Annotated in this window: 10 protein-coding genes; 2 read left to right on the forward strand and 8 right to left on the reverse strand. The window is 46.0% G+C overall.

What is annotated here, in order from left to right; translation table 11 throughout:
* Positions 1-241 precede the first annotated feature (241 nt).
* From tadA to guaB, 4 genes are all read right to left on the reverse strand, one after another.
* Positions 242-763 (reverse strand): tRNA adenosine(34) deaminase TadA, encoded by a 522-nt coding sequence (gene tadA / locus K5Q92_RS00785; RefSeq protein ID WP_220767152.1) that lies wholly within the window; start codon positions 761-763, stop codon positions 242-244.
* 144 nt (positions 764-907) lie between these two features.
* Entirely contained in the window at positions 908-2,839 is a 1,932-nt protein-coding gene (locus K5Q92_RS00790) for an acyltransferase family protein (RefSeq protein ID WP_220767153.1), read from the reverse strand.
* Between the two features lie 169 nt (positions 2,840-3,008).
* Positions 3,009-4,586 (reverse strand): glutamine-hydrolyzing GMP synthase, encoded by a 1,578-nt coding sequence (guaA, locus tag K5Q92_RS00795; protein ID WP_220767154.1) that lies wholly within the window; start codon positions 4,584-4,586, stop codon positions 3,009-3,011.
* 124 nt (positions 4,587-4,710) lie between these two features.
* Entirely contained in the window at positions 4,711-6,183 is a 1,473-nt protein-coding gene (gene guaB / locus K5Q92_RS00800) for an IMP dehydrogenase (protein ID WP_220767155.1), read from the reverse strand.
* 120 nt (positions 6,184-6,303) lie between these two features.
* Here guaB and xseA point away from each other — a divergent pair, with 120 nt between their 5' ends.
* Both xseA and K5Q92_RS00810 read left to right on the forward strand, forming a co-directional pair.
* On the forward strand, positions 6,304-7,641 hold the full coding sequence (gene xseA / locus K5Q92_RS00805) for an exodeoxyribonuclease VII large subunit (RefSeq protein ID WP_220767156.1): 1,338 nt from the start codon (positions 6,304-6,306) through the stop codon (positions 7,639-7,641).
* 186 nt (positions 7,642-7,827) lie between these two features.
* A complete protein-coding gene (locus tag K5Q92_RS00810; RefSeq protein WP_220767157.1) occupies positions 7,828-8,499 on the forward strand; it encodes a hypothetical protein in 672 nt (223 codons plus the stop codon).
* Positions 8,500-8,619: 120 nt separating this feature from the next.
* Here K5Q92_RS00810 and der read toward each other — a convergent pair whose 3' ends face one another.
* The 4 genes from der to hisS form a co-directional block, all read right to left on the reverse strand.
* A complete protein-coding gene (gene der / locus K5Q92_RS00815) occupies positions 8,620-10,089 on the reverse strand; it encodes a ribosome biogenesis GTPase Der (protein ID WP_220767158.1) in 1,470 nt (489 codons plus the stop codon).
* An 86-nt stretch (positions 10,090-10,175) separates the two neighbouring features.
* Positions 10,176-11,363 carry an outer membrane protein assembly factor BamB gene (gene bamB, locus K5Q92_RS00820; protein WP_220767159.1) on the reverse strand — a complete coding sequence of 396 codons (1,188 nt, stop codon included), beginning with the start codon at positions 11,361-11,363 and terminating at the stop codon, positions 10,176-10,178.
* Between the two features lie 11 nt (positions 11,364-11,374).
* Positions 11,375-11,995: a tetratricopeptide repeat protein gene (locus K5Q92_RS00825; protein ID WP_220767160.1), complete on the reverse strand. Its 621-nt coding sequence runs from the start codon at positions 11,993-11,995 to the stop codon at positions 11,375-11,377.
* A gap of 14 nt (positions 11,996-12,009) precedes the next feature.
* Entirely contained in the window at positions 12,010-13,284 is a 1,275-nt protein-coding gene (gene hisS / locus K5Q92_RS00830) for a histidine--tRNA ligase (RefSeq protein WP_220767161.1), read from the reverse strand.
* Between the last annotated feature and the right edge of the window lie 40 nt (positions 13,285-13,324).

Below are 13,324 nucleotides of genomic sequence, written 5' to 3' on the forward strand. Positions count from 1 at the left end.
AACAATGTGTTAAGGGATAATTTTTAAGGAATTCATCAAAGATTAATCTCCCGCGCGTAGACTTTCACTGCGGGAGTTGCTAAAGGTTTTATATAAAGTCTACGTGAGGTCGATATGAGAAAAAGAACAATTAATAATGTCGCGGCGCGCCGTCGTTGCCAGTTAAAAACCCGTCATCTAAAGGTCCTTAATAGACAGAAGCAATTTTTTGTTTTTGTTAAGCCATCGGAAGACAGCCTCTTTAATCTTTAACGCCAGCATTTAGCGCTTGCTGCTTTGCCAAAGCTTTAGCAGCTTTGATCTCTTTTCTTCTGCGTTTGAAAAAAGCGCTAAGCTGCTCGCTACACTCTGTTTCAAGCACACCGGAACTGACATCAACCTGATGATTAAAAGCACTGTGTCGCACAATATCGATCACCGTGCCTGCGGCGCCGGTTTTTTCATCTTTAGCACCAAAAACCAAACGACCAATTCGAGAGTGCACTATGGCACCGGCACACATGGCACAGGGCTCAAGCGTCACATAAAGTGTGGTATCGAGTAAGCGATAGTTCTGCATTATTTGTCCTGCCTGACGCAAACACTGCATCTCGGCATGGGCGCTAGGGTCGTGTAAACCGATACTAAAATTAAAGCCAGCACTAATCACCTCACCGTCTTTAACCAGTACAGCACCTACTGGCACTTCGCCCTTTTCTTCCGCCTTGGTCGCCATATCCATCGCCATCTTCATGAAATGAAGATCCTGTTGCTCTTGTGACAATCTATGCCTCTACTCTTTAATCTAAAACCCATAATACTGCTAACAACAGGATAAAACGCCTAGGTTGTTGGCACGACAGTCGATTATATCAAGCTTTAACCCTAACGAGTCATCTATCGGGAATTTTCATTAATTCCAGTGACATTAAATACTCTCTAGCCATTTGACCTCATCGACTCGTCCACCAAAGAACATCGCGCCCGCCACCGTATGGTGGCCATAATCATAAAAATACTTCTGGTAGTCATTGTCTATGACATAACAGACTCGATCTTTCCGGTTACACACATAATCCATTCTATCGAGTAGCATCACGTCGGGATATCGGCTGGCGAGGGCCGCTAACGTGCGATTGGCCTTTTGAGTAAACGGCTTAAAACCGCGATGGGAAAACTGCTCGAAGTGCTTTTCATTGATCTTTGAGATATCTAGGCTGGAAATATTGTTAGCACCACGCTCCTGTGCCAACAGGTGAAACAGAAAGTCGGCATAGGTGCGCTGACCAAACTCCTCAAATTCATAGATATTCTTCACTAATATAAGCTTTTTATTATCGGCTAATAAGCGGGTTACTAATGTGTCGAGCTGGATGAGGTCTTGCTGTTTATATTGCGAGGCCAACATAATTGCATCGGCTAAACGGTAGTTTGGCGCGCTAAAAAATGACTCATCAATATGACCAATCTCTGTGCCAAATCGGGCTATTTGAAACTCTTTAATGGTTGCTTCACTACTAGAAAGTACATTGAATAGATCTTTTGAATGAGAGTTGCCAACAATCAATAACCTCTGCCTATGGTCCTCAATGTCGAACCATTGGATCCGATCGAATTGGTTCTTATCGACACCGTAATCTTGATCGCCGCTGAGAGTGCGTAAATATTGCCAACTATCGGCGCCCAACTCGCGATTATCGGGCTGATAAGATTTTACCATTAACTCTAGGTAAGCATCGTTAGATTTATACAGCTGATTACTATCAACCCATATACCGCCAGCGACAAATACAGCAGTCAGTGCTGCGCCACTGCTAAAGATAAATCGACGACTATAGGCCTGCTTATTCCTAAAGGGGATCTCGACATACCGCCAACTTAGGTAAGACAAACCCACGACAACGGCGCACAATGACAGCATCAGCCAGACCGAAGGCTCGGTAAAGCTGCGGTACTTAACAAATGCAAAGACTGGTTGATGCCATAAATAGGCACTGTAACTTATCAGCCCCACACCGACTAAAGGCTTGATGCTCAGACAGCGCTGAACCCAACTCCCCTCTTGGGCAAATACAATAATCAGTACCGTGCCGACTGTAGGAACTAGGGCGTAAACACTTGGAAACGGCACGCTGGCATCGAAGATGAAAATTGACAATACAATCAATAACAGCCCCAAGATACTGAGCCCGTTGTTTAATGATGGCGACATCCATTTAGGCTGTTGTTGATTTAGCAAGAATGCGGCAAACACGCCGATTAACAGCTCCCAACCTCGAGTGGGTAACAGGTAGAAATTGGCCGTCGGCGCGTTAAACGCTGCCCACTGGGCTAAGGATAAACTGACCAGAAAAATAAGCGCCAGTGCGCCAAGAATCACCCGCTTGCCTCTTCCCCAAAGCGCCATTAACAGTAGTGGGAAAAAGATATAGTACTGCTCCTCAACTGCCAAACTCCAAGTATGCAGCAGCGGCTTAAGCTCGGCTGCGGTATCGAAGTAGTCACTCTCAAGCCAAAACAGGATATTCGATGAAAAGGTAGAGACTGCAACGATACTTTGGAAGAAGTCTTGCAGATCCAGCGGCATTAGCCATAGCCAAGCGAAGGGAATACAAACGAGCATCACGAAGAAGAGAACCGGTAAGATCCGTCTTGCACGGCGCTCATAGAAGTTAATAATACTAAACTTATCTCGTTCAAGCTCGGTCAAAATGATGCTAGTGATCAGGTAACCACTAATAACAAAAAATACATCAACCCCGACAAAACCGCCGCTAAATTGGCTAAATCCGGCATGAAACAGAATCACCGGAATAACGGCTAAGGCTCTTAGTCCATCCACTTCAGCTCTATAGCGCATAGGCAAACTCCCTTTAATGCTAATAGCAATCGATATAATCCCTTTAATTATTTATAGTTGATTGAACGCTGGTCTACTAACTTACATCCATAAAAAACGCGCCCATATTGCTATGAACGCGTCTTTATTTTCAGTATCAGCTTAACGTTGATGGGTTAGGCGTAAGCCATTATTCCCATTCAATCGTTGCTGGTGGCTTACCCGAAATGTCGTAAACCACGCGTGAGATACCGTCTACTTCGTTAATGATACGGTTAGATACACGGCCTAGGAAGTCATAAGGTAGGTGTGCCCAATGCGCTGTCATAAAGTCGATAGTTTCAACTGCACGTAGAGATACAACCCAGTCGTACTTACGACCATCGCCCATTACACCAACAGAGCGCACTGGTAGGAACACGGTAAATGCTTGGCTAACCTTGTTGTAAAGGTCTGCTTTACGTAGCTCTTCGATGAAAATCGCATCGGCTAAACGTAGCAAATCACAGTATTCTTTCTTCACTTCGCCAAGAACACGTACACCAAGACCAGGTCCTGGGAACGGGTGACGGTAAAGCATGTCGTATGGTAAGCCTAACTCTAGGCCAATCTTACGTACTTCATCTTTAAACAGTTCGCGTAATGGTTCAACTAGACCCATCTCCATATCATCTGGCAAACCGCCAACGTTATGGTGTGACTTAATGCAGTGTGCCTTACCTGTTGCGCTACCTGCAGACTCGATAACGTCTGGGTAGATTGTGCCTTGAGCAAGCCATTTAGCGTTAACGCACTTCTTAGATTCTTCATCGAAGATCTCAACAAATACGCGGCCGATGATCTTACGCTTAGCTTCAGGCTCTGCTTCGCCAGCCATTGCATCTAGGAAACGGTTTTCAGCATCAACATGAACGATGTTCAAACCGAAGTGATCACCAAACATCTCCATCACTTGCTTAGCTTCATTTAGACGAAGCAAACCGTTATCAACGAATACACAGGTTAGCTTATCGCCAATCGCGCGGTGTAACAGCATGGCCACTACTGATGAATCAACGCCACCTGATAGACCTAAGATAACTTCGTCATCACCGACCTGCTCTTTAATGCGCTCAACCGCATCTTCGATAATTGATGCAGGCTTCCAGTTAGCTTCACAAGCACAAATTTCTAGTGCGAAGTGCTCAAGCATACGCTTACCTTGGCGGGTATGCGTTACTTCAGGGTGGAACTGAACACCGTAGAACTGCTTGTCTTCATTAGCCATAGCAGCGAATGGACAGGTTTCAGTTTTAGCGACTGCTACGAAACCTTCTGGGATTTCAGAAACCTTGTCACCGTGGCTCATCCATACGTCAAGCAGTGGCTTGCCAGTTTCGCTTACTGCGTCTTCAATCGCTTTGAATAGGGCTGATTCAGCTTGTAGCTCAACTTGCGCATAACCAAATTCACCTTCGCCTACACCTTGAATAACTTTACCACCAAGCTGCTCAGACATGGTCTGCATGCCGTAGCAAATACCCAGTACAGGTACGCCAGCGTTAAACACATATTCTGGAGCGCGTGGTGAGTTCTCAGCGGTAACACTCTCAGGGCCACCGGCTAAGATAATGCCGTTTGGAGCAAATTCACGAATTTGCTCTTCAGAAACATCCCAAGCCCAAAGTTCACAATACACACCGATTTCACGAATACGACGGGCGATCAGTTGAGTGTATTGCGATCCAAAATCTAAAATGAGGATCTTATGCTCATGAATGTTGCTCATGGGGTACCTTATCTCTATTTTTTCTTCATTGTGAACTAACCAAACAGTGAGTACTCTGCGAACCTTCTGCTTGGCTTAATTTAAAGGCGACTTTATCTGTCGCCTTTAATATCTAAAATACGAATTAAGAACGAGTGCTATAGTTCGGCGCTTCTTTGCTGATAGTCACATCGTGAACATGAGATTCGCCCATGCCCGCAGCAGTGATCTTCACAAATTCCGCTTTCTCGTTTAGCTCTTTAATCGTTGCACAACCTGTTAGCCCCATGCATGAACGTAGACCGCCCATATGCTGGTGAATGATCTCTTTTAGCTTACCCTTGTAAGCCACGCGACCTTCGATACCTTCAGGTACTAGCTTGTCTGCTGCGTTATCGCTTTGGAAGTAACGGTCAGAAGAACCTTGAGTCTGTGTCATCGCACCTAGTGAGCCCATACCACGGTATGACTTATAAGCACGGCCGTTATAAAGCTCAGTTTCACCTGGCGCTTCATCGGTACCCGCAAACATAGAACCAGCCATGATGCACGATGCACCCGCAGCCAATGCCTTAGCAAGATCACCAGAGAAACGGATACCACCGTCAGCGATAACTGGAATATCTAGGTGTTTAACTGCTGCCGCGGCGTCAGATACTGCTGTAATTTGCGGTACACCAACACCCGTTACGATACGAGTCGTACAGATTGAACCAGGGCCAATACCCACTTTAACTGCGTTAACGCCCGCTTCAACTAGCGCAATTGCGCCTTCAGCCGTTGCAACGTTACCACCAACAATTTGTAAGTCTGGGTACTTAGCACGAGTATCACGAATACGTTGTAAAACGCCTTCTGAGTGACCGTGTGATGAGTCGATTAGCAGTACGTCAACACCAGCAAGAACCAGTGCGTCAACACGCTCTTCGTTACCAGGACCCGCACCAACCGCTGCACCTACACGTAGACGACCTAATTCGTCTTTACATGCATTTGGCTTACGCTCTGCTTTTTGGAAATCTTTTACTGTGATCAGGCCTTTAAGCTTGAAGTTGTCGTCAACAACCAGCACTTTCTCAACACGGTGAGAGTGCATTAGCTTTTGAACTTCATCCAGTTTAGTACCTTCAAGTACTGTCACTAGGCGCTCTTTTGGCGTCATCACTTGATCAACCGTACGTGACCAATCGGTGATAAAACGTACGTCACGGCCAGTAATGATACCCACAAGTTCGTTAGCTTCGTTAACTACAGGATAACCTGCGAAACCATTTTTCTCGGTTAATACTTTAACGTCGGCTAGTGTAGTTGTTGGAGTCACAGTGACTGGCTGCTGAACGATGCCCGCTTCGTAAATTTTTACTTTACGAACTTCTTCAGCTTGTTGCTCAATCGTCATGTTTTTATGGATAAAACCAAGGCCGCCTTCTTGAGCAATAGCAATTGCCAAGCGAGCTTCGGTAACGGTATCCATAGCAGCAGAAACGATTGGAGTATTCAACTCAATCTTATTCGTCAGGCGTGTTTTTAAAACAGCTGTATTTGGGAGGACGGTGGAGTGCGCTGGAACCAGCAACACATCATCAAAAGTTAACGCTTCTTTTTTCAATCTTAACATGCAACATCTCCCCAAGAGATTAGGAATTAGAGGTGAAATATTGCGGCGAGATTATACCTTGCATATCAGGGTTGGTAAATGGAAAATAGACACTAATTCGCATTTGTGTGTAAAAAAATTATGAAAACCCCAAAAAACGATGTTTATACCGTCTCACGCCTCAATGGCGAAGTTAGACAACTTTTAGAGGGTCAGCTTGGCCGAATTTGGCTAAACGCTGAAATTTCAAACTTTGCAGCGCCAGGTTCTGGCCATTGGTACTTAACCCTCAAAGATAATTTCTCACAAATTCGCTGCGCCATGTTTAAAGGCCGCAATCAGGCGGTGACCTTTCGACCCGCGAACGGCCAACAGGTTTTAGTTAAAGGTAACATCAGTGTTTATGAGCCTCGGGGTGATTATCAATTAATCATCGAGTCGATGTTGCCCGCAGGTGACGGTCTACTCGCCCAGCAATATGAAGCACTAAAGATGAAGCTCGCCGCCGAAGGGCTATTTGCCACCGACACCAAGCGCCCGCTTCCCGCTAATATCCAAAAAATCGGTGTGGTCACCTCGCCAACCGGTGCAGCCATTCGCGATATTTTACATGTACTCGCTCGCCGTGACTCCTCAATCGAAGTCATCATCTACCCAACTCCGGTGCAAGGCACTGATGCAGCAAAAAGCATTTGCGATGCCATCAACCTTGCCAACACTCGCAGCGAGGTCGATGTACTACTGGTGACTCGTGGCGGTGGTTCGTTAGAGGATCTGTGGAGCTTTAACGATGAGGGGCTCGCCCATACCATCTATAACAGTGGTATTCCTGTGGTGTCTGCCGTTGGCCATGAAGTGGATATGACCATCAGCGATTATGTGGCAGATCTTCGTGCCCCAACCCCATCGGCAGGTGCCGAACTATTATCGAAAGATGCCGATAATAAGGCGCAAAAGCTGTTAGCGCAGCTTTCGCGCCTCAAACAAGCTTGGCAGCATTATCAATTAAAGAAACAAAACCAAGTGCAAACCGTAGAGCACCGCCTACAAAAGCAAGATCCCCAGCGCCGCCTGCAGATGTATGAGCAAAGCTTCGATGAGATGCAGCTGCGCCTGCAGCAAGCGATGCAAACTAAACTACATACTTGTACCTTAAAACAGCAAAACTTAAGTAACCGCTTGGCTAACCAGTCGCCACAGCACCGCCTAACACTTGAAGCCCAGCGTTTGAACTACTTAAGTGCCAAACTTAACGATGCTATGGATGATAAATTAAAGATGAGTGAGCAGCGCCTTGCTCACCGTGCACAACAATTAGAAACCGTAAGCCCGCTGGCCACACTGAGTCGTGGTTACAGCATTACCTTAACAGGTGATGGCAAAGTGGTGCAGTCACCCGTTGATACTAAGATTGGCGATACGCTCACAACACGCCTACGTGATGGCAGCGTGACCTCTACTGTAGTTGAGGTGAGTTAACTTTTTTAAAGTAAGATGCCACTTGTCTCCCAATAAATAATGACATTCCATGCAAGAATGCACGCATCCTCAGACGGCTGTTAAACACAGTCGTCAAATTATGCTATTGATAAGTCACAAATAAGAACAACTAATTACATGCAAATAAATAAGAGCAAAACGATTACAATATCACTTGGCCTAATAGTGGCAGTACTAAACCTAAATGTATTTGCTGCGACACAGAGCGAAGTTGTCATCTCAGACACATTTACCGCTGCGGCAACAAAGTATGGCTTTAAAGCTGAGTTGGTAAAGCGCTTATGCGAGCCTCTGCCTGATATTGTCAGTATTACTTGTCACCATTCAGGTGAAGATAGCCCCTTTGAAAACTTAATTGTGCAGTATCGCTACAATACTCGTACTACCAATAACGATATGTATAAGCATATAGAGTTAGACGACATTCTAATCGATTTGAAAAATAGGCAAATTAACTTCTGGAGCGGCCATCAAATAATCACCCAAGATGGTATAGGCATAAACCGAATTGAAGGTACCAGCCACTCTTATATTGAAACCGGTGGTAAGAAAGGCTTTGTCAGTCGCACAGATAGACGTTTTCAACAACAAAGAGACACTGAATATGAGTTATCTCATACTTCTGAGTTCACCTACAAAGACCTTGATCGAAAAACAGCCATTTATGCGATAACACATTACCAAAAGATGGTGAGCGACAATGACTATGTTGTGGCTTACAAGGAAGATCAGGTTATTGAGCCCGTAGAAATTATGCAAGGTGCCAGCTTTACGTTTCCCATGAGCGAGCCATTGAGGCAACGACTTATAAATGTAATAGAGCAAAGTACTAAGTGATTTTAACAGCTGTATGATCCATGAAATAAACGCAATAAAAAAGGAACCCTGAGGTTCCTTTTTTAATGTCGCTTTACTATTTTACTGACAGGCATTAAGCCCATCGCGAACAGTAAACTGTTACTTATTCTTATCGCGAATATGACCAACCATACGCTTACGGCGACGCTCTTGGCTCACAGTCAGTTTCTTGGTGTTCATGCCCTCGAACGGGTTCCCCCCCTCTTGGAAGCGTAGCTGGATTGGGGTACCAATCACCTTCAGTGAACGACGGAAGTAGTTCATCATATAACGCTTGTAAGAATCCGGAAGCTTCTTAACCTGGTTACCGTGTACAACCACGATGGGTGGATTGTAACCACCAGCGTGAGCATACTTAAGCTTAACGCGGCGACCGTTAACCAATGGTGGTTGGTGATCGTCTTGTGACATCTGCATGATACGAGTCAGCATAGAAGTGCTCACGCGGCGCGTTGCACTGTCATAAGCTTCTTCGATTGACTCAAACAGATGACCCACACCTGTACCGTGCAAAGCTGAGATAAAGTGAATACGGGCGAAATCGATAAAGCCTAAACGACGATCAAGCTCGCTCTTCACTCGGTCTTTAACGTCTTGGTCGATACCGTCCCACTTGTTGACGGCGATAACCAATGCTCGGCCCGCGTTTAACACGAAACCTAATAGACCTAAGTCTTGTTCAGCAATACCTTCACGGGCATCGATCACCAGCAATACCACATTACTGTCTTCAACCGCTTTAAGAGTCTTAATAACAGAGAACTTCTCAACAGTTTCGTGCACCTTGCTACGACGACGTACACCCGCAGTGTCAATCAATACGTATTCACGGCCTTGACGCTCCATTGGGATATAAATACTGTCACGAGTAGTACCTGGCTCGTCATAAACCACAACGCGCTCTTCACCTAAGATGCGGTTAGTTAGCGTCGACTTACCGACATTAGGCTTACCGATAATAGCAAGTTTGATTGGCAGGTCTTGCAGACGTTTTTGCTCTGCTTCCGCTTCCTCTTCGGTGTACTCGCGCTCCTCTTCGTCATCATCACCGTCTTCATTTTTGGTGATTCCCATCGCTTCTGCGTATGGGGCTAAAGAGTATTCGATCATGTTGGTCACGCCACGACCTTGGGCTGCAGCCATCTGGTAAACTTCGCCCAGCCCTAGCGACCAGAACTCTGCACAAGCCGAGTCGGCATCGATACCGTCAACCTTATTCGCAACAACAAAAGTCGTCTTTTCACGGCTACGTAGGTGTTGAGCAATCGCCAGATCGGCAGCGGTTAAGCCTGCACGAGCATCGGTCATGAATAGCACAACGTCTGCTTCTTCAATCGCCGCGAGAGATTGCTCAGCCATGCGAGTTTCAATGCCCTCTTCAGTGCCATCAATACCGCCAGTATCGACTACGATGAACTCATAACCTGCAAGATGTGCTCGGCCGTATTTACGATCCCGAGTTAGCCCAGGAAAGTCAGCGACAAGCGCGTCTCTGGTACGGGTAAGTCGGTTAAAAAGGGTCGACTTACCAACGTTTGGTCGCCCAACTAGGGCCACAACAGGAATCATTTAATTGCCTCTATTACTCAATTTCTAATAACTAAAAAGCCCCCGGCATACACATCCAGGGGCCTTATCATCTCTAACGACTAGGCTTACGGAAGTGTGACTCGAACCACTTTTCCATTACGAGTCTGCACATATAGGTTGTCATTAACCACCAATGGCTGACTGTATAAACCTGAGCTATCTACCTGTACACGTCCAACGATTTGACCATCAGACTTGCTTAAGAAGTGTAAATAACCCTCAAAATCACCGACAACCACGTAATCTTTAAATGATACTGGGGCGGTTAAACTACGGTTAACTAACTCTGCATTACTCCATAACTCTAGACCATTTCGTCTATCAACAGAGTAAATACGGCTGTGATCATCGACCACAAACAGACTAATCCCCGAATACGCTAACTCATTGAAGCTAGAGTAACTGCGTGACCATACGATACGACCAGTGCGCATCTCCATAGACACTAAGTTACCGTTGTAGCTCACGGCGTATAGGTTTTCGCCCACTAGTAATGGCTTCATATCCACATCGGCCATGCGAGAGAACTCATTGCCTCCCTTAGGCGTGTAGATAGCTTGCTCCCATGCCGCCTGACCATTGTTTTTAATCACGACAGCAATTTTACCATCGGCAGTACCAACAAAGAAGCCGCCAGCTTCATATGAAGCAGAACCTGTACCACGTAGAGTTAGGGTCGGTAGTTGGTTTTCATATACCCACTGTTGAGTTCCGTCTTCCACGTCAAACGCTTCTAACGTACCCGCACCAGTGTTAACAACAACCACATCTTCCCCAACGGTCGGTGCCGATAACAGTTCACCGCCGGCAATAACATGCCAAACCGCTTCACCTGTCGCTTCATCGAAAGCGGCTAATAGGCCACTTTCTCCACCCACAAATACCTTGTTACGTGCAGCCGTTACACCGCCTGCTAAACGTGCGCCCTTGTTCTTAGCAAGCGCATTATCTCTAAATGCCGAGCTAAAATCATTTTGCCAAACACGCTCACCGGTCGCTTCGTTAAACGCTTCAACCTTACCGTAGCGGTCAGCAACAAAGAGTTTGTCGTAGCGAGCCGCTGGACGTAAGCGAGAGTAGTAATCACCTACACCATCACCGATGTTAGCGCTCCAAGTCACCTCTGGAAAAACGCTAGCTTGGATCTCGGTAAGTGGTGTAACCGGATCTTCCTCTACATCATTTGAAGAGCAAGCAGACAACATGCCTATACTTAATCCACATGCGAGTAGTGTTTTGCACCAAGACTTCATGGGCAGATTCCTTATGCCTTATTCAGATTATCAAGCTTCATTTGTAATGTTGGACTAGTCATAGTGCCACCATTTTCTACCGCAGTTTGATAGGCAATCTTTGCCTTCTGAGTTTCACCTTGGCGTACTAAGAAATCACCTTTTAGCTCATCTCTTTGCGCCGCGGAGGCTGGATCTGTAATTTGTTCAAGTGTCGCAATCGCTGTTGCGTATTGACCTTGCTCAGCCTGTACACGTGCTAAACGCATGGTGGCAATAAGCACAATGCTGTCATCAACATTGGTGGCAATCACATTCTTTAATGTGGCTTGTGCTTTATCTAAATCGCCAGTTTCAACCGCTGACTTAGCGACTAGCAATTCAAGCAGAGACTGGTAGCCCTTTTGACCGTGCTCTTTAGCAAAGTTATCGGCCGCAGCTAACATAGCTGCGTCTGCAGTGTTTTGACTGCTTAAGGCTTGAAATGACTCTGAAGCGGCTTCAGCTTGCGCGACTTGGTGGTCAGAATAATAATTCCAACCAAATAATCCACCTAAACCGACAACGGCGCCCACAACTACTGAAGTGCCGTAATCTTTCCAGAACTGTTTGATAGCATCTACTTGTTGCTCTTCTGTGCTATAGATTTCCACTTACTCTTCCCCTTTTAAATCAGCTCTGCAATATATGTCGCCAATGCATCACGGGCAACCAATTCTTGTGCTTTATCTTCGCGAAGGTGTTTCACTGCAACTTGGTTATTGGCAAGTTCATCTTCACCAATCACCAATGCAACAGTGGCACCGCTCTTATCGGCTCGCTTCATCTGCTTCTTAAAGTTACCGCCACCACAATGGCTCATCACTTTAGCAGTTGGCAAGCTTGCTCTTAGCTCTTGTGCAATCTTAATTGCTTCGACTCGGCTGCTATCTCCCATCGCTGTCACGTATACGTCAACAGCAGGACCGATATCTTTGTCCAGCTCTAGAGTTTGCAGTAGTAATACGATGCGCTCAAGGCCCATAGCAAAACCCACTGCTGGTGTTGGCTTACCGCCTAATTGACCCACAAGACCGTCGTAACGACCACCTGCCAATACCGTACCTTGCGAACCAAGGCTAGATGTCACCCACTCAAAAACCGTGCGATTATAATAATCTAAACCGCGCACTAGGCGAGGATTGATTGTGTATTGGATGCCGACAGCCTCTAAGAGTTCACATAAATGTGAAAAATGTGAACGAGTGTCTTCACCAAAGTAGTCCATTAACACTGGCGCATCGGCTAAAAGCGCCTGTACATCGGCATTCTTAGAGTCCAGTACGCGCAATGGATTAGTGTACATGCGGCGCTGACTGTCTTCGTCCAACACCTCTTTATGCTGCTCTAAGAACGCAATCAAGGCGTCTCGGTATGCTGCGCGCTCTTCCACGTCACCTAAGGTATTTAGCTCTAGGGTCACATGCTCGGTAATACCCAGCTTTTCCCATAGCTTGGCAGACAGCATTAATACTTCTGCATCGATATCGGCAGTTGGAATGCCGTAAACTTCAACACCAAACTGGTGGAATTGGCGGTAACGGCCTTTTTGTGGGCGTTCGTGGCGGAACATTGGGCCCATATACCAAAGACGTTGTTCTTGGTTATATAGCAAACCATGCTCGTTACCCGCACGCACAGTTGAGGCTGTACCTTCTGGACGAAGGGTTAAGCTATCACCATTTCTGTCGTCGAAGGTGTACATCTCTTTTTCTACGATATCAGTCACTTCACCGATAGAACGCTTGAAAAGATCGGTACTTTCAACGATAGGAGTACGAATTTCGCTATAACCGTATGCACTCACAGTTTCTCTCAATACGGTTTCTAGTTTTTGCCATAAAGGACTTTGTGTTGGCAGAATGTCGTTCATTCCGCGAATCGCTTGGATCTGTTTTGCCACTATTCGACTCGTTAAATTTGCTATATAAAAATTAAAAAAC

This window comes from Shewanella sp. MBTL60-007 (genome assembly GCF_019654915.1).
GTDB lineage: Bacteria > Pseudomonadota > Gammaproteobacteria > Enterobacterales > Shewanellaceae > Shewanella.

Excerpts from the sequence above, each read along its gene's own strand:
- K5Q92_RS00790 (WP_220767153.1), bottom strand. The coding sequence starts at position 2,839 with ATGCGCTATAGAGCTGAAGTGGATGGACTAAGAGCCTTAGCCGTTATT.
- guaA (WP_220767154.1), bottom strand. The coding sequence starts at position 4,586 with ATGAGCAACATTCATGAGCATAAGATCCTCATTTTAGATTTTGGATCG.
- guaB (WP_220767155.1), bottom strand. The coding sequence starts at position 6,183 with ATGTTAAGATTGAAAAAAGAAGCGTTAACTTTTGATGATGTGTTGCTG.
- xseA (WP_220767156.1), top strand. The coding sequence starts at position 6,304 with ATGAAAACCCCAAAAAACGATGTTTATACCGTCTCACGCCTCAATGGC.
- der (WP_220767158.1), bottom strand. The coding sequence starts at position 10,089 with ATGATTCCTGTTGTGGCCCTAGTTGGGCGACCAAACGTTGGTAAGTCG.
- bamB (WP_220767159.1), bottom strand. The coding sequence starts at position 11,363 with ATGAAGTCTTGGTGCAAAACACTACTCGCATGTGGATTAAGTATAGGC.